At 66.6% G+C, this 24626-nt stretch carries 22 protein-coding genes; 13 read left to right on the forward strand and 9 right to left on the reverse strand.

Features of this window, described 5'->3' with window-relative positions; all coding sequences use genetic code 11:
• The first annotated feature begins 63 nt into the window (after positions 1–63).
• Together aceA and aceB are read left to right on the forward strand one after the other, a co-directional pair.
• A complete protein-coding gene (gene aceA / locus CXZ05_RS11625) occupies positions 64–1380 on the forward strand; it encodes an isocitrate lyase (protein ID WP_102972752.1) in 1317 nt (438 codons plus the stop codon).
• A gap of 221 nt (positions 1381–1601) precedes the next feature.
• Complete coding sequence (aceB, locus tag CXZ05_RS11630; RefSeq protein ID WP_102972753.1) at positions 1602–3272, forward strand: malate synthase A; 1671 nt, start codon at positions 1602–1604, stop codon at positions 3270–3272.
• A gap of 208 nt (positions 3273–3480) precedes the next feature.
• Here aceB and CXZ05_RS11635 read toward each other — a convergent pair whose 3' ends face one another.
• The 4 genes from CXZ05_RS11635 to CXZ05_RS11650 all read right to left on the reverse strand — a co-directional run bounded on the left by CXZ05_RS11635 (position 3481) and on the right by CXZ05_RS11650 (position 7959).
• A complete protein-coding gene (locus CXZ05_RS11635) occupies positions 3481–4674 on the reverse strand; it encodes a CynX/NimT family MFS transporter (protein ID WP_102972754.1) in 1194 nt (397 codons plus the stop codon).
• Positions 4675–4807: 133 nt separating this feature from the next.
• On the reverse strand, positions 4808–5557 hold the full coding sequence (locus CXZ05_RS11640) for a ThuA domain-containing protein (protein ID WP_102972755.1): 750 nt from the start codon (positions 5555–5557) through the stop codon (positions 4808–4810).
• Position 5558: 1 nt separating this feature from the next.
• Positions 5559–6653 (reverse strand): Gfo/Idh/MocA family protein, encoded by a 1095-nt coding sequence (locus CXZ05_RS11645; protein WP_102972756.1) that lies wholly within the window; start codon positions 6651–6653, stop codon positions 5559–5561.
• 82 nt (positions 6654–6735) lie between these two features.
• On the reverse strand, positions 6736–7959 hold the full coding sequence (locus CXZ05_RS11650; RefSeq protein ID WP_102972757.1) for an ROK family transcriptional regulator: 1224 nt from the start codon (positions 7957–7959) through the stop codon (positions 6736–6738).
• Between the two features lie 136 nt (positions 7960–8095).
• Between CXZ05_RS11650 and CXZ05_RS11655 the strand changes: the two genes are divergently transcribed.
• The 6 genes from CXZ05_RS11655 (at position 8096) to CXZ05_RS11680 (ending at position 13598) form a co-directional block, all read left to right on the forward strand.
• A complete protein-coding gene (locus CXZ05_RS11655) occupies positions 8096–8854 on the forward strand; it encodes a sugar phosphate isomerase/epimerase (RefSeq protein ID WP_102972758.1) in 759 nt (252 codons plus the stop codon).
• A complete protein-coding gene (locus CXZ05_RS11660) occupies positions 8851–9981 on the forward strand; it encodes a Gfo/Idh/MocA family protein (protein WP_102972759.1) in 1131 nt (376 codons plus the stop codon). The genes CXZ05_RS11655 and CXZ05_RS11660 overlap by 4 nt, the downstream gene beginning before the upstream one ends.
• 8 nt (positions 9982–9989) lie before the next feature.
• Positions 9990–11195, forward strand: coding sequence for a Gfo/Idh/MocA family protein (locus CXZ05_RS11665; RefSeq protein WP_102972760.1), 1206 nt, complete (start codon positions 9990–9992; stop codon positions 11193–11195).
• A 1-nt stretch (position 11196) separates the two neighbouring features.
• Positions 11197–12198 (forward strand): sugar phosphate isomerase/epimerase, encoded by a 1002-nt coding sequence (locus CXZ05_RS11670; protein WP_102972761.1) that lies wholly within the window; start codon positions 11197–11199, stop codon positions 12196–12198.
• A 112-nt stretch (positions 12199–12310) separates the two neighbouring features.
• The gene (locus tag CXZ05_RS11675) at positions 12311–12568 is read left to right on the forward strand and encodes a hypothetical protein (RefSeq protein WP_258006549.1); all 258 of its coding nucleotides are present in this window, start codon (positions 12311–12313) and stop codon (positions 12566–12568) included.
• A gap of 4 nt (positions 12569–12572) precedes the next feature.
• Positions 12573–13598 carry a Gfo/Idh/MocA family protein gene (locus CXZ05_RS11680; RefSeq protein WP_102972762.1) on the forward strand — a complete coding sequence of 342 codons (1026 nt, stop codon included), beginning with the start codon at positions 12573–12575 and terminating at the stop codon, positions 13596–13598.
• On the opposite strand, the gene CXZ05_RS11685 is transcribed toward CXZ05_RS11680, so the two are convergent.
• Positions 13561–14622, reverse strand: a complete 1062-nt coding sequence (locus CXZ05_RS11685; RefSeq protein ID WP_102972813.1) for a glycosyltransferase family 4 protein — start codon at positions 14620–14622, stop codon at positions 13561–13563. The two genes, CXZ05_RS11680 and CXZ05_RS11685, sit on opposite strands and share 38 nt — an antisense overlap.
• Positions 14623–14796: 174 nt before the next feature.
• On the opposite strand from CXZ05_RS11685, the gene CXZ05_RS11690 reads away from it, so the two are divergent.
• On the forward strand, positions 14797–15507 hold the full coding sequence (locus tag CXZ05_RS11690; RefSeq protein ID WP_102972763.1) for a DsbA family protein: 711 nt from the start codon (positions 14797–14799) through the stop codon (positions 15505–15507).
• Positions 15508–15629: 122 nt separating this feature from the next.
• On the forward strand, positions 15630–16277 hold the full coding sequence (locus CXZ05_RS11695) for a TetR/AcrR family transcriptional regulator (protein WP_102972764.1): 648 nt from the start codon (positions 15630–15632) through the stop codon (positions 16275–16277).
• 64 nt (positions 16278–16341) lie between these two features.
• On the opposite strand, the gene CXZ05_RS11700 is transcribed toward CXZ05_RS11695, so the two are convergent.
• Complete coding sequence (locus tag CXZ05_RS11700) at positions 16342–17016, reverse strand: LytR C-terminal domain-containing protein (protein ID WP_102972765.1); 675 nt, start codon at positions 17014–17016, stop codon at positions 16342–16344.
• Positions 17009–17308 (reverse strand): type II toxin-antitoxin system VapB family antitoxin, encoded by a 300-nt coding sequence (locus tag CXZ05_RS11705; RefSeq protein ID WP_043417724.1) that lies wholly within the window; start codon positions 17306–17308, stop codon positions 17009–17011. Before CXZ05_RS11705 ends, CXZ05_RS11700 begins: the two co-directional genes overlap by 8 nt.
• Positions 17309–17456: 148 nt before the next feature.
• Here CXZ05_RS11705 and CXZ05_RS11710 point away from each other — a divergent pair, with 148 nt between their 5' ends.
• A complete protein-coding gene (locus CXZ05_RS11710) occupies positions 17457–18386 on the forward strand; it encodes a hypothetical protein (protein WP_102972766.1) in 930 nt (309 codons plus the stop codon).
• 158 nt (positions 18387–18544) lie between these two features.
• Positions 18545–20116, forward strand: coding sequence for a stealth family protein (locus CXZ05_RS11715; protein ID WP_258006554.1), 1572 nt, complete (start codon positions 18545–18547; stop codon positions 20114–20116).
• Between the two features lie 97 nt (positions 20117–20213).
• Here the strand turns inward: CXZ05_RS11715 and CXZ05_RS11720 are convergent, their stop codons facing one another.
• Both CXZ05_RS11720 and CXZ05_RS23595 read right to left on the reverse strand, forming a co-directional pair.
• On the reverse strand, positions 20214–21125 hold the full coding sequence (locus CXZ05_RS11720; protein WP_102972767.1) for a phosphodiesterase: 912 nt from the start codon (positions 21123–21125) through the stop codon (positions 20214–20216).
• Positions 21126–21743: 618 nt separating this feature from the next.
• The gene (locus tag CXZ05_RS23595; protein ID WP_308411002.1) at positions 21744–23456 is read right to left on the reverse strand and encodes a M23 family metallopeptidase; all 1713 of its coding nucleotides are present in this window, start codon (positions 23454–23456) and stop codon (positions 21744–21746) included.
• 260 nt (positions 23457–23716) lie between these two features.
• Between CXZ05_RS23595 and CXZ05_RS11730 the strand changes: the two genes are divergently transcribed.
• A complete protein-coding gene (locus CXZ05_RS11730) occupies positions 23717–24625 on the forward strand; it encodes an oxygenase MpaB family protein (RefSeq protein ID WP_102972768.1) in 909 nt (302 codons plus the stop codon).
• Position 24626: the final 1 nt, after the last annotated feature.

A 24626-nucleotide genomic window follows, 5' to 3' on the forward strand; every position in this document is an offset into this window, starting at 1 on the left:
GCGAAGGTCGGGCCGGAAAACGATCACCCGGAATGGCCCGGGCGAGCAAACAAGGAGACAAAGATGACTGCAGCATTTGAGCCCAACCAGCAGACGCCCGAGCAGCAGGCCGCCGCACTGGAGCTCGAGTGGGCTGCCAACCCGCGCTGGGAAGGTGTGACCCGTGACTACAAGGCAGCGGACGTCGTCCGTCTCCGCGGCCGGGTCTCCGAAGAGCACACCCTGGCCCGCCGCGGCTCCGAGAAGCTGTGGAAGCAGCTCACCGAGGAGCACAAGGAAGGCAAGTACACCAACGCCCTGGGTGCCCTGACCGGCAACCAGGCCGTGCAGCAGGTCAAGGCCGGCCTGCGCGCCATCTACCTTTCCGGCTGGCAGGTCGCCGCGGACGCCAACAACTCCGGCCACACCTACCCGGACCAGTCGCTGTACCCGGCCAACTCGGTCCCCACGGTAGTCCGGCGCATCAACAATGCTCTCCTCCGAGCAGACCAGATCGAGTTCTCCGAAGGCATCCAGACCGTCGAGGACTGGCTGGTCCCGATCGTCGCCGACGCCGAGGCCGGCTTCGGCGGACCGCTCAACGCCTACGAGCTGATGAAGTCCATGATCCAGGCCGGCGCCGCCGGCGTGCACTGGGAAGACCAGCTCGCTTCGGAAAAGAAGTGCGGCCACCTCGGCGGCAAGGTCCTGATCCCCACCCAGCAGCACGTGAGGACCCTGAACGCGGCCCGCCTGGCCGCCGACGTCGCCGGCACCCCGTCCGTCGTCATCGCCCGCACCGACGCCGAGGCAGCCACCCTGATCACCTCCGACGTCGACGAGCGCGACCAGGAATTCATCACCGGCGAACGCACCCCGGAAGGCTTCTACAAGGTCCGCAACGGCATCGAACCCTGCATCGCCCGCGCCAAGGCCTACGCCCCGTACTCGGACCTCATCTGGATGGAGACGGGCACCCCGGACCTCGAGCTGGCCCGCAAGTTCGCCGAAGCCGTGAAGGCCGAGTTCCCGGACCAGATGCTCTCCTACAACTGCTCGCCGTCATTCAACTGGCGCAAGCACCTGGACGACGCCACCATCGCCAAGTTCCAGCGCGAACTCGGCGCCATGGGCTTCACCTTCCAGTTCATCACCCTGGCCGGATTCCACGCCCTGAACTACTCGATGTTCGACCTCGCCCACGGCTACGCCCGCGAAGGCATGAGCGCCTACGTCGAACTGCAGGAGAAGGAATTCGCCTCCGAGTCCCGCGGCTACACCGCAACCAAGCACCAGCGCGAAGTCGGCACCGGCTACTTCGACGACATCTCCACTGCGCTCAACCCGAACGCATCCACCTTGGCCCTGGTGGGATCCACCGAAGAAGGCCAGTTCCACTAACTTTTTCGTCCGACGGCGGCTGTCGCCTTCGGCCTTCGGTCCGGCATTGCTCTGCCTGCTATTCCCCATGCCCGGGTCCTACCTCGCTGAGCGAGGTCGGACCCGGGCACAGGGCCCCTTTTACGCAGGCTGCCGCAATACCGGCACCTTCGGCCTGGTGAGTAGCGCACCTTTGGCTCCCTCCGCCGTCGAACTTCCTTTTCGTCTTTAAGGAGACAGAAATGAACAGCTTCACCGACAACTTCACTATCAACGGCATCACGTTGACCGCACAGCCGATTTGCCGGCAGGGCGAGGTGCTTACACCGGACGCTCTGGCCTTCATTGCAAAGCTCCACAAGGCGACCGCGGGGCGGCGCGAGGAGCTGCTGCGGGCCCGCCGTGCCCGGCGGGAGGACATCGCCCGGGGCCAGGACCCTCGTTTCCTGCGTGAGACCGAGTCCGTCCGGAATGACCCGCACTGGAGGGTCGCTCCCCCGGCTCCGGGCCTGGAGGACCGCCGCGTGGAGATCACTGGCCCGGTGGATAAGAAGATGACCATCAACGCCCTGAACTCCGGCGCCAAGGTGTGGCTGGCGGACATGGAAGACGCCTCCACGCCGTCGTGGCGCAACGTCATCCAGGGCCAGCTGAACCTCACAGACGCGCTGGAGCGCCGGATCGACTTCACGTCGCCGGAAGGCAAGGAATACAAGCTCAAGACCGCCGAGGAGCTGCCCACCATCGTGGTCCGGCCCCGCGGCTGGCACCTGCCCGAGAAGCACATGCTGGTCAACGGCGAACCCATCGCCGGGGGCATCGTTGACTTCGGCCTGTACTTCTTCCACAACGCCCGGCGCCTGCTCGCTCAGGGCAAGGGTCCGTACTTCTACCTGCCCAAGATCGAGAACCACCTCGAAGCCCGGCTCTGGAACGACATCTTCATCCTGGCCCAGGACCTGCTCGGCATCCCGCAGGGCACCATCCGCGCCACGGTGCTGATCGAAACCATCACCGCAGCCTTCGTGATGGAGGAGATCCTGTACGAACTGCGCGACCACGCGTCGGGCCTGAACGCCGGCCGCTGGGACTACATCTTCTCCCTGATCAAGAACTTCCGCACCCGCGGCCCGCGCTTCGTCCTGCCGGACCGCGGCCAGGTGACCATGACTGCCCCGTTCATGCGCGCCTACACCGAACAGTTGGTACGCGCGTGCCACAAGCGCGGCGCCATGGCTATTGGGGGCATGGCCGCCGCTGTTCCCAACCGGAAGGACGAGGCCGCCAATGCCAACGCCTTCGAGAAGGTCCGCGCGGACAAGACCCGTGAGGCAGCCGACGGCTTCGACGGCTCCTGGGTGGCCCACCCCGACCTCGTTCCGGTGTGCCGCGAGGTGTTCGACGGCGTCCTCGGCGAGAAGCCCAACCAGCTGGAGCGCCTGCGTGAAGACGTCACCCCGGACGACCGGGCCCTGATCAACGTGGCTGCGACGCAGGGCACCATCACCGAACAGGGCATCCGGAACAACATCGAAGTGGGCATCCGCTACATCGAGTCCTGGCTGCGCGGCAACGGTGCAGTTGCCATCCACAACCTGATGGAGGACGCCGCCACCGCGGAGATCTCCCGCTCGCAGCTGTGGCAGTGGATCTACTCCCGCGCCATCACGGATCACGGCGAGATCATCAGCCGCGAATGGGTGGAGGAGATGCTGGACGAGGAGTTCACCCGGCTGGAGCGCTTCGACGGTGACCGCTTCACCGATGCCCGCGACATCTTCGAGGAGGTCACGCTGAGCGACAAGTTCCCCAGCTTCCTCACGGTTCCCGCCTACGCCCGGTACCTGCACGAGGCCCGCGAGGGCATCGACGCCACGGCCGAGGCCATCGAGGACGAGCTCGTCGCCGCCTAGTCCCCACCGGCAAAACAGGCACAGATTTCCGCCCGCCGGGCCGCCACGCCCTTCGCAACAGGCACCCCCGAAGGCCGGGGAGGCGACCCGGCAGCGGAACCACCCATAGCGCGAACTGGCAGCTAATGACCCGAAAACCCAGGTTTGAGGGCGTTAGCTGCCCGTTCGCGCTTCGAGGTCAAGGGGAAGTACGACGGCGGGAGCCCGCCTAACGCTGGCGGGGCACCTTCCGTACGGACAGCGTCGTTGAAATGACGAACGCCAGCACGGAACCAAGGATCACCAGCAGCGGCATGGACCAGGTGCCCGAGGAGCTGTGGACATAGCCCACCACAGTTGGAGCCAGCGCCGCGACGCCGTAGCCCACACCCTGGACGATCGCCGACATCCGGCCCGCGGACGCCTGGTCCCGGGCGAGCTTGATGATGGCGATGAAGATGAGGGTGATGCCCCCGCCCTGTGCCACTCCCCCGAGCGAAGACCACAGCCACCACAACTGGGGAACGAACAGCAGCCCCAGCGGAACGGTCAGCCACATGGCACCCAAGGTGACCGCAACCGCCGTCGTACTTGCGAAGCGGGCCGCAAGCGGCACGCCCAGGCCGCCCGCGATGGCCATGATCTGGAACAGTGAGGAGCCTGCCCCCGCGGCTGCGGGCGTCATGCCGAGTTCATCGGACAGCAGGGTAGGCAGCCAGGCCGTCACGCCGTAGTAGGAAATGGCCTGGCCGGCGAACCCGACCGTCAAACCCACCGTGATCCATCGGGAGGCCGGGCGGCCGGCAGCCTGCGGGCCGCCCGTACCGTCGTCTGCTGCTGGGAGGAAGGCCCGGTGCCCGGTCGCGAAAATCCAGAATCCGACGGCCACGATGGCGAAGGCCGCCGACCCTGCAATAGCTGCCCTCCAGCCGGCCAACTCGGCCAGCGGCGCCGTGACCACGGAAGTGACGAACGAACCGACGTTCAGGGCAGCGGTGTAGATCCCCATGGCGGTCCCCTGGCGCCGCGGCGAGAAGTCCCGCCGGATGATCAGCGGCACCGCGATGTTGCCCACGGTGATGGCCAGGCCCAGGATGACCGTACCCGCCATCACCATGGCACCGCCGCCGGCCGAACGGACCGCCACGCCGGCGAGGACGCCCGCGAGCGTGAGGGTGATGGCCAATTCCGCACCAAGCCGGCGCCCGGCCAGCGAGGCAAGATGCGCAGCGAGCGAGAAGCACAGCACCGGAATCCCGGTCAGCAGGCCCAGCTCCACGGGTGTGAATCCCAGCTCCTGCTGCATCGGACCCAGCACCGGTGCCACCGCCACGAAGGGGCCCCGCATGTTGAGGGCAATGAGGCCGATGCACGCGAGCAGGATCCAGCTGCGGGGAACCTTCGTCCCGATGGCGTCCCTCATAGTGCGCGGAGGGCAGGGTGCTGGAAGCGGGCATGGGGTTTCATCACCCTCATTGCTATCACGCGGCGCCCCTTACCGCGGAAAGGGCGCTGCACCCCGGGGCCCCAAGTGTCCGCTCGCGCTCAGAGGGTTCTTAGGGAGCCTGCAGAAACCAGTCCCGCGCGGCGTTGCTCACTCCAGGCTCCTCGCGGAAGCGGCCCGGCTGCGCCACCCAGCCCACGCCGTTGGCGATCACCTGCCGGATCTGCGGCTGGTGGTACACGGGGTACTCCTGGTCGCCCGGGCTGAAGTAGAAGATCCGGCCTTTCCCACGCGTGAACGTCACGCCCGAGCGGAACACCTCGCCGCCTTCGAAGGAGCTGATGAAGATGAGGTCGTCCGGCTCGGGAATGTCGAAGAGCTCGCCGTACATCTCCTGCTTTGGAATCACGATGGGGCTTTCGACGCCGGCGGCGATCGGATGCGACGGCTTCACCGTCCACACGAGTTCCCGCTCGCCCTCGTTGCGCCACTTCAGTGAGCACGTGGTGCCGAGCAGTTTCGTGAAGATCTTGGCGAAGTGCCCGGAGTGCAGCACGATCAGCCCCATGCCGCCCAGGACGTGCCGCTGCACCCGCTCCACCGCCTCGTCGCTGACGTCACCGTGGGCCACGTGCCCCCACCACAGGAGCACGTCCGTGGCGGCGAGGGTCTCCTCGGAAAGCCCGTGCTCCGGGTCGGCGAGCGTGGCGGTCGTGATGTCGGAGTCCGGGTAGAAGCCCTTGAGCCCGTCAGCGATGGCGCCGTGCATGCCGTTGGGGTACATCTCAGCCATGGTTTCCGGCTGGTTGTTCGCCTCATGGACGCCTTCGTTCCATACCAGGATGTTGAGTTTGCCGGTCATGTCAGAGCCTCACTTCGCGCTGTTCGAGGGCGGATTTGTAGCAGGCGTCGAGCACCAGGGCCCGGGTCAGGGCGAGTGAGCCGTCGTGGGCTCCCCACACGGTCTCTCCGCCGCGCACGGCTTCCACAAAGTCCTCCACCACGGCCTGGTGCGCCCTGCCGGGCTCCGCCACCACCACGTAGTCGGCGTTCTCGCCGTCCTTTTCCTTGAAGACCCGGACGTCGGCGACGGGGACGTTGGATGCCCCGACGGCGCGGAGTTCTGCGCCACCGTCGGTGCCGTACACGGTGAAGTCCATCAGGTCCTCCTCGTCCCGGTAGGCTGCCCAGCCGGCTTCGAGGATCAGCGTGCCGCCGCCTTCAAGGCGGATGAACGCCGACGCGAAGTCCTCCACCTCAAACTTGTGGGAGGACTTCATTGCGGTGTAGCGGGCGTTGCCGCCCAGGCCGCGGGGGCCCAGCTCGGAGTGCGTCGACGCCGAGACGGAGAGGACCCTGGGTTCGCCCAGCAGGTGCAGTGCATAGTCCAGGACGTGGACGCCGATGTCGGCCAGCGGGCCGCCGCCTGCCAAGGCAGGGTTGGTGAACCAGCTGCCCAGCATGGGGATCCCCTGCCGGCGGAGCCACGAAGCCTTGGCGTAGTACGGCCGGCCGAGTTCGCCGTCGTCGATGATTCCTTTCAGCTTTTGGATGTCGCCGCGGCGGCGGTGGTTGAAGGCCACGTCCAGGACGCGGCCGGCCTTACGTGCAGCCTCCACCATCTGCAGGCCTTCCTCGCCGTTGCGCGCCAGGGGCTTTTCGCTCAGGACGTGCAGCCCGCGTTCCAGGGCGGCAATGGCAATCGGGGCGTGCAGGAAGGTCGGCACCGCCACGCTGACGGCGTCGAGCCCGTCGAGTTCGACCAGGTCCTCCCAGCGGGCAAACGTGTGGGGGACGCTGTACTCGTCCTTGATGCCCTTAAGCAGGTCCTCTTCCATCCCGGCGACAGCAACGAGCTCCACGCCGTCCATGTCCTTGTAGGCCTTGATGTGCTGCTGGCCGGCCCAGCCAATGCCGACGACGCCGACCTTCAGGGGCGCGTTTTTCTGCTTGCTCAATTTTCAAGACTCCGATTTCGCTTGGATGTGAAAGTTGGTTTTCTTGCGGTCACCAACCCGGCATGCGGGGAGGCTGCGCGGACTAGCCCGTGGCCTGCAGCGTGGCTTCGATGACCGTCGGGGACAGGACGTGCTGGGTCACCATCCGGCTCGCTCCCAGCACGGCCGCCTGGTCCCCCGCCATCGACAGGCCGATGCGCAGGTGCGTGGTGGCGAGCGGTAGCGACCTCCGGTAGACCACTTCGCGCACGCCCGCCATGAGGTGTTCGCCTGCCTGGCCGAGACTTCCGCCCACGACAATGACCGAGGGATTCAGGAGGTTCACCACCGTGGCCAGCACATCGCCCACGTCCCGGCCGGCCTGGCGAAGGGCCTGGATGGCCTGCAGGTTGCCCCCGGCCACCAGGCGGAGGACGTCGGCCCCGCTTTCTGCCTGAACACCCTGCGCCGCCAGTGCCCGCGCCACGGCAGGGCCCGACGCGAGTGCCTCGAGGCAGCCGTAGTTGCCGCACCGGCAGAGGACGTCGTCGCCGCGGGTCACGCGGACGTGCCCCAGGTCGCCGGCCGTGCCGTTGGCGCCGCGCTGCAGTTCACCGCTGCTGATGATTCCGGCCCCGATTCCTGTGGCCACCTTGATAAACAGGAAGTTGTCGTGCTCCGGCCAGTGGGCTGTGCGTTCACCCAAGGCCATGATGTTCACGTCGTTGTCCACCAGCACCGGGACCGGGAATGAGCGCTGGACGTGGCTGACCACGTCGAACCCGTCCCAGCCCGGCATGATGGGCGGCTTCACCGGTCTGCCGGTGTCGTGCTCCACCGGCCCCGGCAGGCCGATCCCCACGCCCGCGAGGTCCTTCGCGGTCCGTCCCGACTCCGCCAGCAGGGACGTCGCCTCGGCCACGAGCCGGCCCAGCACTGCCTCCGGCCCGTCGGCCACGTCCTGCGCCAGTCGCCGCTCGCTGAGGATGTTTCCGCCCAGGTCAGTGACCGCGATGATCACGTGGGTAGCACCGACGTCGACGGCCAGCACTGCGCGGGCGGCCGGCTTGAAGGCAAAGCGCGACGGCGGCCTGCCGCCGCTCGATGTCGCCTCACCTGCGGGGCCGACCAGACCTGAGGCAATCAGTGCATCAATCCGGGAAGCCACCGTGGAGCGCGCGAGCCCCGTGCTCAGCGCCAGTTCAGCCCGGGTCCGGGCCTTGCCGTCGCGGAGCAGCTGAAAAAGGTCGCCGGCGCGGGACAGGCTGCCCGTGCCGTCGGCGGAAACCGGCTCCGCAGCCGGGCCATTTCCCGTTCGTGAACTCATGGCTCCAGTGATAGCACGGATGCTTCTGCGTGTCACAGGGCAAAAAGATTGTCGATAACTTTCTGACTTTTGCTTGACGCTCGTCAAAAGCGGTTCTAGGTTGAGTCGGATAGACAGAAACCCGCAAAGGAGCGCCATGTCGTATTCACTCCAGCTGTACACCCTGCGCGACGCCATCCAGGAGGACCTGCCCGGCACCATCCGGAAGGTGGCGCAGATCGGTTTCACGCAAGTCGAGCCTTATAACTTCGTCGCCACGGCCAAGGAGCTGGGCGCCGCGCTGAAGGAGAACGGCCTGACGGCACCCTCCGGCCACGCTCCGCTGCTGAGCCAGGACCAAGACGAGATCTTCGCTGCAGCCAGGGCCCTCGGGATCAGCACGGTCATCGAACCGTACATCACCGCCGAGCACTGGCAGTCCGCCGAGGACATTCAGGCCACCGCAGCCAAACTCAACGCGGCCGCCAAGAAGGGCGCCGAATACGGGATCCGCGTCGGTTACCACAACCACGCCTGGGAGCTGGAGTCCACCATCGAGGGCCAGACCGCCCTGGAGTACTTCGAAGGGCTGCTGGACCCCGAACTGGTCCTCGAAGTGGACACCTACTGGGTTGCCGTGGGCGGCCAGGACCCGGTGGAGATTCTGACCAAGCTGGGCAACCGGGTGAAGTTCATCCACATCAAGGACGGCCCTCTGAACACCGACACCAAGGCCCAGCAGCCTGCCGGCCAGGGCAAGATCCCGGTCTGGGACGTCATCAACGCCGCAAAGTCGCTGGAAGTCGGCGTCGTGGAATTCGACGACTACTCCGGGGACATCTTCCACGGCATCACCCAGTCGCTCAGCTTCCTGAACTCCGACTCCGCGAAGGCCACCGAGGGAGCACAGGCATGAGTGGCGCAGCATCCACGCCGTCTTCCCTCCGGGGGCCCGTCGGCGTCGCCGTCATCGGCGCCGGCGTCATCAGCAAGCAGTACCTGGACAACCTGACCGCCTTCCCGGACCTGAAAGTCCACGTCATCGCCGACCTCTTCGAGGAGGCCGCCGAGGCGCGCGCCAAGGAATACGGCGTCCCCGAGTGGGGCGGCGTGGACGCCGCACTGAACCATCCCGACGTCGAAATCATCGTCAACCTGACCATTCCGGCCGCCCACGTCGAGGTGGCCACCGCCGCCGTCAACGCCGGCAAGCACGTCTGGACTGAGAAGCCGTTCTCACTGGACCGCGAATCAGGCCTCGGACTGCTGAAAACAGCCGACGCCGCCGGACTGCGCCTCGGCTGCGCCCCGGACACGTTCCTCGGCGCCGGGCTCCAGACCGCGCGCCGCCTCATCGAACGCGGCGACATCGGAACTCCGCTGACCGCGATGACCACCTTCCAGACGCCGGGACCGGAAGCCTGGCACCCGAACCCGGCGTTCCTGTTCCAGTACGGCGCCGGTCCGCTGTTCGACATGGGCCCGTACTACCTCACCGCCCTGGTCCAGACCTTCGGATCGGTACGGAAGGTGGCCGCCGTCGGGTCCAAAGCCAAGGAGATCCGCGTCATCGGCTCCGGGCCCAAGGCCGGCGAGGAATTCAGCGTGGAGGTCCCCACCCACGTCTCCGCGATGGCGCAGTTCGAGGACGGCCAGTCCTCACACAGCGTCTTCTCCTTCGAGTCGCCGCGCCTGCGGATGGGCTTCGTGGAAATCACCGGCACCGAAGCCACCATCTCGCTCCCGGACCCCAACTATTTCGACGGCGACGTCCGCCTCTGGCGTGCCGGCGACGAGGACTGGACGGTCATCCCCGCCACCGGCGCGGCTAACGGACGCGGCCTGGGCGTGCTGGACATGGCCCGTTCCATCCGCGCCGGTGTTCCGCACCGCGCCACCGGCAACCTCGCCTACCACGTCCTGGACACCATGGTCTCGATCTCCGAGTCCATGGAGTCGGGAACGTTCGTCGACGTCGAAAGCTCCGCTCCCGCGTCCGCAGCCCTCCCCGAGGACTGGAACCCCACCGCTCCCACCCTCTAGGAATACCAATGACTTCCCACGAATCCCCCGGCACTCCGCCGGCAGCCCATCGCCCTTTGGGTGTGGCGATGATCGGTTATGCGTTCATGGGCAAGGCCCACTCGAACGCGTGGCGGAACGTCGCGTCCTACTTCGACGTGCCGGTTTTCGAGCAGAAAGTGCTCGTGGGCCGGGACGCCGGGCAGGTGGCCGCGGCCGCGGCAAAGTATGGCTGGGCCGAGTCCGCGACGGACTGGCGCTCGGTCCTGGAACGGGATGACATCGACATCGTCGATATCTGCGCCCCCGGCTGGATGCATGCCGAGATCGCCGTCGCCGCCCTCGAAGCCGGGAAGCATGTGCTCGTGGAGAAGCCGCTGGCCAACACCCTCGCCGAGGCCGAGGCCATGGCCACGGCAGCGCAAGCGGCCCGCGCACACGGGGTGCAGTCCATGGTCGGGTTCAACTACCGCCGTGTGCCCGCCCTGGCACTGGCCCGGGAACTGATCGCGGAGGGCCGCCTCGGCACCGTGCGGCATGTGCGTGCCGCGTACCTGCAGGACTGGCTCGCGGATGCGGAATCACCGATGACCTGGCGGCTGAACAAGGAAACAGCAGGCTCCGGCGCCCTCGGGGACATCGCCTCCCACGCGATCGACCAGGTGCTGTTCCTCCTCGGGGACGCCGTCACCGAGGTCTCGGGCCGGCTGCACACCTTCACTACCCACCGTCCGGGCGCACATGGCCTGGAGGAAGTGACGGTCGACGACGCCGCCTGGGCCACGCTGTCCCTCGCCTCCGGGGCCATCGCCTCCGTCGAGGTCTCCCGGGTGGCCACCGGCCAGAAGAACTCCCTGAAGCTGGAGATCTACGGCGAGAAAGGCACCATCCTCTTCGACCTCGAGAACCTGAACGAACTCGGCTTCCTGGACGCGACCGCCCCGGTGCGGGAGCAGGGCTTCCGCCGGATCCTGGTCAACGAACCCGACCACCCCTACCTGGATGCCTGGTGGCCGCAGGGCCACATCATCGGCTGGGAACACACCTTCACGCACGAGATCCGCGACTTCCTGGCCGCGATCGGGACCGGTGACGCGCCGTCGCCGTCGTTCGAGGAGGGCCTCGCCGTCCAGCGCGTGCTGGCCGCCGTCGAGGAGTCCGCCGCAGCGAAAAGCGCCACCATCCAACTCGTCCAGCCCACCGGCGCCGCAGCCGCACCGACCGAAGGAGCCTGACATGCCCCGCCCGTACACCCTGTTCACCGGCCAGTGGGCCGACCTCCCCTTCGAGGAAGTCGCCAGGCTCGCCTCAGGCTGGGGCTACGACGGCCTGGAAATCGCCGTCTCCGGGGACCACCTGGACGCCTGGCGCTGGGACGAACCCGGCTACGTCGAATCCAAACTCGCAGTCCTGGAAAAGTACAACCTGAAGGTCTGGGCCATCTCCAACCACCTCAAGGGCCAGGCCGTGTGCGATGACCCCATCGACTTCCGCCACGAAGCCATCGTCGGATCCAAAGTCTGGGGCGACGGCGACCCCGAAGGCGTCCGCCAGCGCGCCGCCGAGGAAATGAAACACACCGCCCGGCTCGCGCGCGCTTTGGGTGTGGACACCGTCGTCGGGTTCACCGGCTCCTCCATCTGGCAGTACGTCGCCATGTTCCCGCCCGTCCCGGAGAAAGTCATCGACGCCGGCTACCAGGACTTCGCGGACCGCTGGAACCCCATCCTGGACGTCTTCGACGAATGCGGGGTCCGCTTCGCCCACGAGGTCCACCCCAGTGAGATCGCCTACGACTACTGGACCACCGTCCGGACCCTCGAAGCGATCGGACACCGCCCCGCGTTCGGGCTCAACTGGGACCCGTCCCACTTCATGTGGCAGGGCATCGACCCCGTCTCCTTCATCTGGGACTTCAAGGACCGGATCTACCACGTCGACTGCAAAGACACCAAGCTCCGCCCCACCGGCCGGAACACCGTCCTCGGCTCCCACCTGCCCTGGGGCGACCCGCGCCGCGGCTGGGACTTCGTCTCCGCCGGACGCGGCGACGTCCCCTGGGAAGCATCCTTCCGTGCCCTCACCGCGATCGGCTACACCGGACCCATCAGCATCGAATGGGAAGACGCCGGCATGGACCGCCTCCACGGCGCCCCCGAAGCCCTCGCCAACCTCAAGAAATTCGACTTCCCCGCATCACAGACCAGCTTCGACGCCGCCTTCAGCAGCAAAGACTGACGCCCTTTGGAGTTTTTGTACAGATATCGCGAGCAAAAGTGCCTTTTGGGGCCGATATCTGTACAAAAACTCCACGGACCAGCGCACGGCAACGACGCCATGGAGCGATTCCGTGGACTGGTTCCCCCATCTCTCTCCCGACGGCCGGCTGGCCAGCTACATCCGGTTCCCCGGCGGCACGCAAGGCCACCCCTCGGACCTGCCTGTCGACGTCGTGCTTGTCTCCACGGATGACTGGGCCACGCCGCTGCACACCTGGCCCTTCTTCGGCGGGCAGGGAACACTGAACGTTAATAGCTGGTCGCCCGATTCCGCCCGGTTCGCGTACGTCGCCTACCCGCTCGCCACCACCGACACTTCAAAGGAGTAAGTACGTGACCAAACAACACACCGGCACCTCCGACGGGCAAATCCGCTGGGGCATCCTCGGCACGGGATTCATCGCGGGACTGCAAACACAGGACCTGGCCGAGAACGGCTTCAAGGTGCAGGCCGTCGGTTCCCGCAACGCGGAATCGAGTAACGCGTTCAGTGAAAAGTTTGCCATTCCCGCCGCACATGCAAGTTACGAAGCACTGGTTGCGGACCCGGACGTCGACGTCGTTTACGTCGCCTCACCGCACACGTACCACCACGCGCACGCGCTGCTCGCCCTGAACGCCGGAAAGCACGTGCTGGTGGAGAAGCCGTTCACCATCAACGCCCGGGAAGCGCAGGAAATCTTTGCGCTGGCTGAGGCCAAGGGGCTCGTGGCACTGGAGGCCATGTGGAGCCGCTTCCTCCCCCACATGATCCGGCTCCGCGAGATCATCGCTGAGGGCTCACTCGGGCAGATCCGGAAGGTCACGGCCAGCCACAACCAGAACCTTCCCAAGGATCCCGCGCACCGGCTCAACGATCCTGCCCTGGGCGGCGGGGCCCTGCTGGACCTCGGCGTCTACCCTGTCTCGTTCGCCATCGACGTCCTTGGCATGCCGGACACCATCCGGGCCAGCGCTTCCATGACGGCCACGGGCGTGGACCGGCAAACGGCAGCAATCTTCGAGTACGCGGACGGACAGCAGGCGCTCCTGGACTGCGCCTTGGACATCGCCTCAAACAACCGGGCAGTGGTTATCGGGACAGAGGGTTGGATCGACATTGAGTCCACCTGGTACAACCCGACGCCCTTCACGTGGTTCGACAATGCGGGGAACGTCCTGGAGAAGTTCGATCAGCCGGTGACCAGCCGGGGGATGCAGTTCCAGGCTGCCGAAATGGAACGCCTCGTCAGCGAAGGCCTCACCGCAGGCACTGTTCTTCCCCCGAGCGGGAGCGTGGCTGTCATGGCCGCGATGGACGAGATCCGTCGCCAGATCGGCCTCAAGTACGACGCCGACGCACCGTCGTCGCTGCAGTGACAGCCCCGGGCTGTCCGCCGAGGATCTGTTCGTAGAGCGCCAGATGGTCGGCCACCATGCGGGCCGAGCTGAAGCGCTGCTCGACGGCGGCGCGGCAGGCTTCCCGGCTGAGGCCCGCGGCCTGGGCGGCGAATCCAGCGAGCTGGTCGGTGCTGCCCAGGTATCCCGTGACGCCGTGGTCAACGATTTCCGGAGCAGCACCGAAAGGGGTCCCCACAACGGGCGTTCCGGTGGCCAGTGCCTCGATCATCACGAGCCCGAACGGTTCGGGCCACTGGATCGGGTTCAGGAACGCGAGCGCACCACCCATCAGTTCGTATTTCTCGGCGTCGGACAGCGGCCCCATGAATTCCATGCCGGGGCCCAGCGCCGGCTTGACGACGTCGTCGAAATAGCCCTGCTCGTCGGATCCCTGGATCCGGGCGCTGATGCGCAGGGGGATTCCCGAGGCATCTGCGATCTGGATTGCTTCGAGGATGCCCTTGTCCGGGGACAGCCGTCCGACGAAGCACAGGTAACCGCCGTTCCCCTGGCCCACCGGAACGGATGCCACATCCATGCCGTGGTGGATCACCTTTGTCACCGGGACCTCCGGCGAACGGCTCACCTGGTCACGGGAGATGGCGATGATGCCTGTGGTCTTTCCGATGGCGGTGTACAGGTCCACGGCCTGCGGAGCCAGGCGGATGTGGATGGTGGTGACCACAGGGACTCCGGCCGGCCGGTGGGCATACAGCGGTCCGCTCAACGTATGGTCGTGGATGATGTCCACCCCTGCCATGCCATCGTAGGCCCTGATGATGTGGCTCAGCTCCGACAGTGCGAGCCCCAGGTCCGCCGGTTCCGAGGGGCGCATCCGTGGGGCGAGCCGAACGGGGCAGGTGCTGTCGGAGGGTGCCGCCAGCAGGACGTCATGCCCGGCCTTGGCGAACCCTCGCGCAAGGCTGTCCACCACCCGTTCGGTGCCGCCGTAGCCGGGCGGCGGAACGGGAATCCACGGTGCCGATATCAGTCCGATGCGCACTTTGCCTCCCATGAATGTACGGCTGACCGCCGGGAGTTAGTCCAAACAATATGGCCGGTCCTGCCGTCAAACAAGGGCTGTGCGAGTCCGGGCGCAGCAGCCGCCCCAGGACCGAGTGACCAAAGCAACTGTCCGCGCAGGAATGCAGGGGAAAGACCGGGAGTTGTCGCAGGCATGAAGATTGAGATCTGGTCAGACATTGCCTGCCCCTGGTGCTACATCGGCAAGCGCCGATTCGAAGCCGCCCTCGCCGAGTTTCCGCACCGCGACCAGGTGGAGGTGCAGTGGCGCAGCTACCAGCTGGACCCCAGCGTGCCCGAGCACTATGACGGCACGGAACTGGACTACCTCAGCAAGCGCAAGGGCATGGCCCCCGACCAGGTCACGCAGATGTTTGACCATGTAGCAGCCCAGGCCAAAGGCGAGGGCCTCAACTACCGGTTCGACGCCGTCGTCGTTGCCAACAGCTTCACGGCCCACCGGCTCATCCACCTGGCCGCCGCGAAGGGCAAGCAGGACGTGGCCAAGGAGCGGCTGCTCAGCGACCACTTCGAGCACGGCAAGGACATCGGCAGCCCCGACTACCTCGCGTCGGTTGGCGCGGATCTTGGGCTCGACGCCGACGACGTTGCCGAGCTGTTCAGTACCGACAAGTACGCCGACGACGTCCGCCGCGACTTCGCCGAAGCCCGCGCCTTGGGCATCAGCGGCGTGCCGTTCTTCGTGATCGACCGCAAGTACGGTCTGTCCGGAGCCCAGCCCGCGGCCAGCTTCACCGTGGCCCTCGAACAGGCCTGGCAAGAGTCGCACCCGCTGGTGATGGTGGGCGACAAAGCCAACGGGGACAACGCCGAGGCATGCGGCCCGGACGGCTGCCCCGTCTGAGCCTTGGGCAGCTAGGTTCTTCGAGTTTTTGTACAGATATCGTCCCCTGAAGGGCGTTTAGCGCCCATTATCTGTACAAAAACTCGGAACGGTTTGGTGACAGATCGCGGTAAAGTGCCCCTATGCCCCGGATTTCGGCTCCCAGCAACGCCGCGCAGCGCGCCGAGACCCAGCGCCGCATCCTGAACGCCTTCGGTGAGCTTCTCTTCTCGCACGGGCTGCCCGGACTGACTATGACGGACGTTGCCCGGCACGCAGGGATCGGCCGTACGGCTGTGTACAACTACTACGCCGACATCGAAGAGCTCCTGATTGCCTACGCACTCGTGGAGACGGAACGGTTCATGACTGGGCTGCGGGAGTCGCTCGCCCGGCTGGACAATCCGGTGGACCGGCTGGCCCTGTACGTGCGGGCCCAGGTGGAGGATCTCAGCCGCCGGCATCTGCCGCCGGGTCCGGCCATGGGCGCCGTCCTCTCGCCGGCGTCGTTCGCCAAGCTGGCCGACCACGTCGGCGGGCTCAGCGACATGCTGCAGGACATTCTTCGCGACGGCATGGACCAGGCCTACTTCCCGGTGGCAGACCCCCTCCAGCAGGCGCAGCTGATCCACGGCACGCTCTCCTCCAGCGCCGCCCGCGGCGACGCCTCCGCGGACCTGGAGGAACGGATCTCGCGGACCGTCCGCTTCATCCAGTTGGGCGCCGGGGCAAGGTTCGACGACGGCGGCCGCCCCTTGCGCCTGCAGCCGCCTGCCGCTGCGGCCGGCTAGGGAACAGCCAGCCAAGGCTCGGGCTGCAAAGGCTCAGGCTGCAAAAGGCTCAGGCTGCAAAGGCTCAGGGCTTGGCGCCCTGGGTGGGCATGACTGGCCACTGAGACTCGTCGGCAACGCGACGAGTCTCCCGCGGGCAGCTGAGCTGGCCCGGCGTCTGGTCAACAAGCTGCGGCTTGACCAGGCCGCGGTAGTCGCCAGTCAGGATCACGTCCACGCTGGCGTCCTTGCGGCCGTCCTGGAAGTAGTCCGAGCCAGGCAGATTCCGCTGGACGGTAAAGGCCGCCGCTTGTCCGGCGGCACCTGAGACGATGGCCGCCACGCCGCGGTAGCCGGTTTCCGTGTTGGCCACGTTGCCGAGAACAAACTTCCTGGCCTTGAACTCATTGGCTGCCGCCTTGGCCAGGCCGTTGCGGCTCGTGGCGTTGAGTACGTTCACCTTCACCTTGGCGGGCGGCGTGTAGTCGAAGGTCGTGGCCGGGCAGACGGAGGAGTTCTCCTGGGCCTGGATAGCGGACGGAAACTTGATCTGCCCGCTCATCACACCCATTGCCCCCATGATCCCTGCGACAATGAGGCCAAGCAGCAGCACGAGCACCACACCGTGCAGGATCCGGCGGCGAAGGCGGCCGGGGTTTTCCGCGTTCTCGTCGTCCTCGACGAACGTGGCCCTGAGCTCGGGGCCACTAATTACGCGGTGACCGTGAAGGACGGTCACGTCTCTGGGTTTTCTAGCCATCGATCACAAGCACCCTTGCATGTATCGCGGTGCGCTGGTGGAGTGCAGTCCTTACCGCCCGGTGCAGGCCGTCCTCCAGATAGAGGGTGCCCTGGTACTGCACCACGTGGGGAAACAGGTCCCCAAAGAAAGTGGAGTCCTCGGCAAGGAGCGCTTCAAGATCCAGGGTCCGCTTGGTGGTCACAAGTTCATCCAGCCGCACGGGACGGGGCGGAAGAGCCGCCCAGTCTTTGGGGGTACTGAAACCATGGTCGGGGTAAGGGCGTCCCTCGCCCACAGCTTTGAATATCACTCTGCCAGCTTAAGCAACTGGCCGGTTCAAGGGAATGTGGGTTCAGCGCGCCGCGGGAGGTTGTAGCCAAACAGTAACTATCTGTCACATGCTGGCCGCCTGCCTCGGCCCGGGCGGATTGCCCGGTGGCGGCTGACAGAATGGAACCATGACTGCACCTACCGCGAATGCTGCCCCGGGGTTCGGCGCCCACACGCCGTCAGCACCCGCCCTGGCCCTGCTCCTGGACGTTGACGGCCCGGTTGCCAGCCCGGTGACCAGGGATGTGAAACCGGAAATCATTGCTGATTTGGTGGCTCTCGCAAACGCCGGAGTACCGGTCATCTTCAACACCGGGCGCTCGGACGCCTTCATCCGCGAGCAGGTCATGGAGCCCATGATCGCCGCCGGAATGCCGGGCGGAACGCTGATCCACGCCATCTGCGAAAAAGGCGCGGTTTGGTTCAGCTACACCGCGGCCGGCCCCGGACCCATCCACGTGGACCACGAGCTTGCCGTGCCGGCAGCCTACGGCGACGATGTCCGTCGCATGGTGGCTGAGGACTACTCTGCCCACATGTTCTTCGACGAAACCAAGCGCGCCATGGTGTCGGTGGAGCAGCACATTGACGTGCCCAGCAGTGAATACCTCGCCGAGCAGAAGCTGTTTGATGCCGAGGCGATGCAGCTGATGGAGCGCCACGGACTGGGGGTCGTGCGGCTGGACCACCATGCACCCAACTCCGACGACGAGATCGACTACCGCGTGGACCCCACCATCATTTCCACGGACATTGAATCGGTGCGGCTGGGCAAGGACCTCGGCGCGAGCCGCGCTGTGGAGCTGCTTGCGGCCCAGGGCATCATGCCGCAGGCGTGGCGGACGGTCGGCGATTCCCGCACGGATTACGCCATGGCCGACTGGCTGCACCACAACGACCACGCCGTGAAGCACGTCGACGTCAGACCTGCGGACGGCATCCCGGCCAAGCCCTACGACGTCCTCACCGCCGCCGACCTGGGCCTGCAGGAAACGGTCATTCACGACGACGCCGGGGCGGCGTTCCTGTCCAGTTGGCGGCAGGCGCTCCTCGGCTAGGCCCGCTGCCGCGGCCCAGCGGGCCGGGCCAGGGCCCGCGGGCAGGCCTTGGCCGCCTGCCCGGCATGTTTCCCGGCAGGACTATCATGCAAGTAAGACTTCACCACCCCTAGCAGCATGGGAGAAACGCCATCACGGACGTAACGGTTCAGGACGACATCTATTACGGCGGTCAGGCAGCCGAGGACGACGTACCCGCACTCGCGGAAGCAACGTCGCCGGCGGCTGTGGCGCGCCTCAAACACCGCCCCGACGTCGTCCGCCGATCAGGCCGGTATGCGCTGATCAACGACACCCGGACGCCTTACCAGGCCATGGTTGAGGACCTGCTCTTCCTTCGGAATGTGCTGGACGGGGCCGGGCTGGATTATCTGCTGGTCAGGGGCAACAACGACCGTCCCGTGATCGCCCTTGACTGGAAGGACCGGAAGAAGCTGCGGTCCGCCCTCGTTGACGCATGCCGGCACGAACCGTTCTACTCCATGACCGTGGACGCGAAGAAGAAAACATCCGTCCTGGTCGCCGACGGCGAGCTCTCCGTCAACCGCCAGGCACGCATCTTCCGGCTGTACCGCCCGCGGGTGGAGCCCGAGGGCGGCTTCGAATTTGGTGCATCCGCCGGCGTCCAGGTGGAACTCTGGAGCTTCCTGGGCAACGAAGTGATCCTGCCGATCGAGAACTCGCTCACCCGCCGCACCATGATGGCCCACGAAGCCGTCCGCGGAACGGTTGAGCGTTACGGCCACACCTGGCCCACCATCGAGAACATGTTCGCTGACCACGCGAGCGACATCAGCTTTGACATCGACATGGTCTTCTCCTGGGTGGACGGCACCTCGCCGGAATACATCGCCGCCCGGCGGGCCCGGATGGCGGGGGCTGTTTTGGGTGAGGGCGACGACCACGAGGCGCGCTACCGGCAGATCAATGAGCTCAAATACGCGCTCCGCTCGGTGTACATGTTTGCACCGTGGGTCCGCCGCATCTTCATCGCCACGGACTCCCCCGCGCCGGAATGGCTGAACGACCACCCGTCGGTGACCATCGTCCGGAGCGAGGCGTTCTTCGCTGACCCGTCGGTGCTGCCCACCCACAACTCGCAGGCCGTGGAGTGCCAGCTGCACCACATCGAGGGCCTCTCCGAGCACTTCCTCTACTCCAACGACGATATGTTCTTCGGGCGGCCGGTGGGCCCGGACATGTTCTTCACTCCGGGCGGGATCACCAAGTTCATCGAGGCCGAGACCCGCATCGGCCTCGGCGAAAACGACGCCGAACGCAGCGGCTTCGAAAACGCTGCCCGGGTCAACCGGAAGCTGCTCTGGAACCGCTTCGGCCGGATCACCACCCGCCACCTGGAGCACTCGGCGGCGCCGCTGCGCCGGAGCGTCGTAGCCCAGATGGAGCAAGAGTTCCCGGCCGAGTTCGCGAACACCGCCGCCAGCACATTCCGGGCCGCAGACAATATTTCCGTGACGAATTCCTTCTACCACTACTACGCGCTGTTGACCGGCCGGGCTGTGACCCAGACGGCGGCCAAGGTGCGGTACGTGGACACCACGCTGCGGTCCGGCCTGACGTACCTGCCCAAGCTGCTGACCAAGCGCAACATGGACTTCTTTTGCCTCAACGACGGAAGCTTTCCGGAGGTGCCGGCCGACGAACGGGCGGACCTTGTCACAGAGTTCCTGGAGAGGTACTACCCCATCAAGGCGCCCTGGGAAAAGTAACCACGGGGAAATGCAAGAACTGTGCCGCAGGAAGCCCCCGCTGGAACTGACCACTCAGATCCGGCGGGGGCTCATCTGTTGGAGCAGACCTTCGCTGCTACTTCCGCGTGAGGACGGGACGTTTGGCCCCTTCGGGGATGCGGATTCCGGCTGCCGCCAGGCGGCGTTCCGTCTCCTCGGGGCTGACATACTCGCCCACCGTGGGAGTGGCGCCCAGCGGCACCACGGAATGCACCACCGTGTGCTCATAAACGTGCACCAGGTTGAAGGCCTGGCCGCCGTCGCGGCCGCGGGTGCCGCCCACCGGAACATTCAGGTCCTGGGTGTAGCACGTGGCTGAGGCCACGGAGACCGGGATGCCGGCGAAGCTCGCCGTCGTGGAGTAATGCAGGTGGCCGGCAAGGATGCTGCGGACATCCGAGTTCCGGACCACGGCTGCCAGGGACGCCTGGTCGCGGAGCTCCACGAGCACAGACAGGTCCAGCACCGACGGAACCGGCGGATGGTGCAGGGCCAGGATCGTGCCGTCCGGCGCGGGGGTCTCCAGCTGCCCGGCGAGCCAGTCCAGCTGGTTGTCACTGAGTTCGCCGTGGTGGTAGCCAGGCACGGACGTGTCCATGGTGATGACCCGCAGCCCGTTGACGTAGTAGCTGTGGTCGACGGGATCGTCGTTGCCGTGCTGGTTGAACAGGCCGGCACGGAAGTTGGCGCGGTTGTCGTGATTGCCCATGGCCCAGATGACCTGGGCGCCGAGATCCCGGCACGCGGGCTCCACGACCGCGCGGAGCTTGGCGTAGGCCTCGGGGTCACCCTTGTCCGCCAGGTCGCCGGTGAAAATCACAGCTTCCGGGCGCGCGCCGGATGCCTGAACCTCGTCGAAGAGCTGGATCAGGCGGGCTTCGCTGTCAATTGCGCCGTATAGGGGGTCCGGACCTCCCAACAGATGGGTGTCACTCAGGTGGAGTAGAAAATGGCGTGGCCGGGGATGCTCGGCCTCGATGAGCTCCATTGCTGCCTTCGCGGTAGTTAGGAAGCGGGGCGCCTCCTGTGTCCCTTCCAGTACGTTCCATCCAACCAGATAAAAAACGAACTATGGGGAAACGGGAGTTGGCATGTTGAAAAATTACAACACCGCCGCCGCTTTCGGGCTACCTTCCTCGCTTTCGTTTCCTTGCGTGGGCACCCCCCGATGGCCACTTCGTTAGTTTGCCGCGCACTGTTTGATTTGCAGAGATAGACACGGAGACAGAAGTCCGCCGGCTGTTCCAGGCGGAATGCTCTTCCGGAACGTACCCGGCTTACCGCGCCTCGGGCAGCGTGAAAGGAGGACTCCGGCGCACTGCCGCGCGCGGACAAAGCGCCCAGCAGACCAGGGAGAGCCCGTACAGCCGGGCTCGGAGGATGCATCCGCTGCCAGCAGGGCATCCCCCGCAGGGCATCCGAAACCCGGGCGGGTTCCGTCGGGTGCCGGCGGAATCGTTTGGAGGGAAGTCACATCGTGCTCTCTCGCCGGGTGCATGGCTGTCATCAATGACAACGGCTTTGGCTTCCGTTGCATTCCCTGACCTCCTGACCAGTTGGATTCATCCGGTAAGCGAACAGCCCGACAGCGGCCGCCCTCTACCGCTTACGGCGCCGCCGCGGGCTCCGCGGTCGGTACAGATTCTGCTGCCGCCTTCGCTTCTGCCACGGCAGCATCCTCGACTGGCGCAGCACCTGGCAATGTGGCGGTTGCCGGTGCCGAAGAGGGAACTGGCGCCGGGGCCGGCACTACCGGGGCCGGCGCTGCCGGGACCGCCGGCACTACCGGGGCCGGCGCTGCCGGGACCGCCGGCACTACGGGGGCCGGCGCTGCCGGGACCGCCGGCACTACGGGGGCCGGCGCTGCCGGGACCGCCGGCGCGGGGACAGGCTCCGGCACCACCGGTGCGGGCTCAACAGGTGCAGCTTCCGTTGGGCCAGGCCCGGAACTCGTGTTCGGTGGGGCGGGCACGGCCGGTTCGGCGGGTGCCGGTGGCGCGGGCTCGGTCGGAACTACCGGCTCGGTGGGCAGCGGGTCAGCCGGCGGCGCCGACTCGGTGGGCGGCGGCGCGGGCTCGGTCTGTGCCGGTGGCTCGGGCACGGCCGGAACCACCGGCACAGTGGGTGGGTCAGCCGGCGGCACAGGTGTCGCAGTGGGCGGCGCGGGAGTGGGCGCGGGAGCCGGTTTCGGCGTCGGAGTAGGCTTCGGGGTCGGAGTAGGAGTCGGGGCCGGCTTGGGCTTGGCTGTCGCGGGAGGCGTCAGCTTCGGCGGCGTCGGTTGGGGACTTGTCGTGACGGTCGAGGTTTCCGCTTGGCTGGAGGAAGCGGACCCGGAGAACGATGAACTGGCGACCAAGGTGGGTCGCGCAGCAGTTGCCCGGCCGGCCCGAGGGTAGGCCATCGCAGCCGCAGTCACCGGTGTCAGGCCGTCGTCGGTGTTGCCCGGCCCGCTGTTGCCCGGGATGTTGGGGATCGCCCACCCGTACGTGCTGGCAGCGCCCCCTGCGAAGCTGGTAAACACAGCGGGTGTCAGTTGGTCGGTCTGCCGGATGGGCAGCAGGGTCCACTTGAGGGGATCCTCGTGCTGTCCGTTCTTGATGACCTCGAAGTGCAGGTGGCAGCCGGTGGAGGATCCGGTGGTGCCCACCTCCGCGATGATCTCGCCGACCCGAACCTGGTCGCCCTTTTCGACGGCGATGCCCTGCAGGTGGTTGTACGTGGTGATCAGGCCATTGCCGTGGTCGATCTCCACCCTGTTGCCCCCGCCCCAGGGGTGCCATCCGGCGGCCCGGACCACGCCGCCATCGGCTGCGTAAACGCGGGTGCCGCAGGCGGCTGCGTAGTCCTGGCCCCAGTGGAATTCGCCTGATTCGCCGGTGATCGGGCTGTGCCGCAGGCCGAACGGGGAAGTTGGCGTGAGGTCTTCCAAGGGCGCCATGAGGAAGCCGGCTCCGGGCCGCTTCAGCGCGGTGGAGGCCACGCCCGGAGATTTGGCGGCGCCTGTCTTGATTGCCTTGACTTTGGAGTTGGACACGGTGTGTCCGGTGGGGGCCTTCACCGGCGCAGCGAGGCCGGACCCGCTGGCCGGGTACCCGGGCGGTGTGGTGTCGGGATCGAGGAGCTCCGGCCCGACGACTCCCGAGGGAGCTGCAATTGGGACGGCAGCACCCACGGGCTGCTGGAGGGAAGTGGCCGGCCCCTGGAATCCGAAGGCGAAGACGGAGAAGCCAACAACCACTGCCGCGGACAGGCTCCGCAGGGCGATCCGGCCCGGGCCGATCACCCTCGGTGCGTGCTTGTGTCCCCCGTGATTTGCCACTGAATTCTCCTGGATCAGTACCCGTCAAACTCCTATCTCGACGAGCGTGTCCTCCATTGTGGCCACAGGCTCAAGAGCGGCGAAACCCCTAAAACTGGGGGGTCAGCCGGTACGGGTCCATAGGCTTTTTAACGAGTGCTGCCTTGGTACTGGCCGCGGGCTATTTGGATACCCGGCTCTTCGGGCGTGCCCGGGGCACAGACGGAAAATGAGGCGACTCCTCCACTTAACCGACCCGCCTCGGCGCGCGAGAATGAAATATGCGGACTTTCCTGAGGGAGTGGCAGGCGGAACTGAAGCGCACGCTCACCGGCAGCCCGGATGCGCTGCCGGACTGGTCCCGGAAGTTTGCCCGGGGCGACGACCCAGGGTATTTCCTCCCCGGGTCCGCGGTCTGGGCCGTCCATGGCGGGGTGCCGACCATCGTCGGCGGCATTCGGTCCCTGTTGATGCAGACACTTCACCCCGCAGTCCTCGCCGGGGTGCACGACCATTCAAATTTCCGTGAGGATACGTTGGGCCGACTGGCCCGCACCACTGCCTGGATCCACGCCCTCACGTACGGGTCCACTGCTGACGCCCGGGCGGCGACCGCCAGAGTGGCCCGGCTGCACGAATCCGTTAACGGCAAGTATGTCGATGGCGACGGCACCGTCCAGAAGTACTCCGCCAACGATCCTGAGCTGCTCCGCTGGGTGCACATCACATTCACCGACTCGTTTCTCCGCACTCATGAGCTGTGGGACGGCCCCATTCCGGGCGGCCCGGATGCCTACGTGCGTGAGTGGGCGCAGGCGGGCAGGCTCATGGGAGTGGAGTCCCCGCCGGAGAGCAAGTCCGCCCTCGTCCGGGAGCTCGCGGAATGGTCTGCCGCAGGCACTCTCCGCCATGATGAACGGGTCGCCGAAACAGTCGCGTTCATCAGGAATCCGCCCCTACATCCCCTGCTGAAACCGGGTTACCGAGTGCTGTTCGCGGCCGCCGTCCTGAGCTTGGACCCCGACTACCGCCGGCTGCTCGGACTGCGGACCGCCCGGATCGGTCCCCTGCCGCTGCCGGTGAGGTCGGCCGCCCGGGCGACCCTCGCCGTCGTACGCCTCGCATTGGGTCCGGCCAGCCCCAGCCAGCTAGCCGCCCGCGAGCGGCTCCGGAGGCTGGGCGTGACGTAGC

It is taken from the genome of Arthrobacter sp. AFG20 (assembly GCF_002892795.1).
In the GTDB taxonomy this organism is placed as follows: Bacteria; Actinomycetota; Actinomycetes; order Actinomycetales; family Micrococcaceae; genus Arthrobacter.

What these genes read in the sequence shown, in the direction of transcription:
- CXZ05_RS11650 (WP_102972757.1), bottom strand. Translation starts at nt 7,959, where the DNA reads ATGAGTTCACGAACGGGAAATGGCCCGGCTGCGGAGCCGGTTTCCGCC.
- aceB (WP_102972753.1), top strand. Translation starts at nt 1,602, where the DNA reads ATGAACAGCTTCACCGACAACTTCACTATCAACGGCATCACGTTGACC.
- CXZ05_RS11710 (WP_102972766.1), top strand. Translation starts at nt 17,457, where the DNA reads ATGACTGCACCTACCGCGAATGCTGCCCCGGGGTTCGGCGCCCACACG.
- CXZ05_RS11635 (WP_102972754.1), bottom strand. Translation starts at nt 4,674, where the DNA reads ATGAGGGACGCCATCGGGACGAAGGTTCCCCGCAGCTGGATCCTGCTC.
- CXZ05_RS11660 (WP_102972759.1), top strand. Translation starts at nt 8,851, where the DNA reads ATGAGTGGCGCAGCATCCACGCCGTCTTCCCTCCGGGGGCCCGTCGGC.
- CXZ05_RS11670 (WP_102972761.1), top strand. Translation starts at nt 11,197, where the DNA reads ATGCCCCGCCCGTACACCCTGTTCACCGGCCAGTGGGCCGACCTCCCC.
- CXZ05_RS11655 (WP_102972758.1), top strand. Translation starts at nt 8,096, where the DNA reads ATGTCGTATTCACTCCAGCTGTACACCCTGCGCGACGCCATCCAGGAG.
- CXZ05_RS11690 (WP_102972763.1), top strand. Translation starts at nt 14,797, where the DNA reads ATGAAGATTGAGATCTGGTCAGACATTGCCTGCCCCTGGTGCTACATC.
- aceA (WP_102972752.1), top strand. Translation starts at nt 64, where the DNA reads ATGACTGCAGCATTTGAGCCCAACCAGCAGACGCCCGAGCAGCAGGCC.
- CXZ05_RS11730 (WP_102972768.1), top strand. Translation starts at nt 23,717, where the DNA reads ATGCGGACTTTCCTGAGGGAGTGGCAGGCGGAACTGAAGCGCACGCTC.
- CXZ05_RS11720 (WP_102972767.1), bottom strand. Translation starts at nt 21,125, where the DNA reads ATGGAGCTCATCGAGGCCGAGCATCCCCGGCCACGCCATTTTCTACTC.
- CXZ05_RS11695 (WP_102972764.1), top strand. Translation starts at nt 15,630, where the DNA reads ATGCCCCGGATTTCGGCTCCCAGCAACGCCGCGCAGCGCGCCGAGACC.
- CXZ05_RS11640 (WP_102972755.1), bottom strand. Translation starts at nt 5,557, where the DNA reads ATGACCGGCAAACTCAACATCCTGGTATGGAACGAAGGCGTCCATGAG.
- CXZ05_RS11665 (WP_102972760.1), top strand. Translation starts at nt 9,990, where the DNA reads ATGACTTCCCACGAATCCCCCGGCACTCCGCCGGCAGCCCATCGCCCT.
- CXZ05_RS11700 (WP_102972765.1), bottom strand. Translation starts at nt 17,016, where the DNA reads ATGGCTAGAAAACCCAGAGACGTGACCGTCCTTCACGGTCACCGCGTA.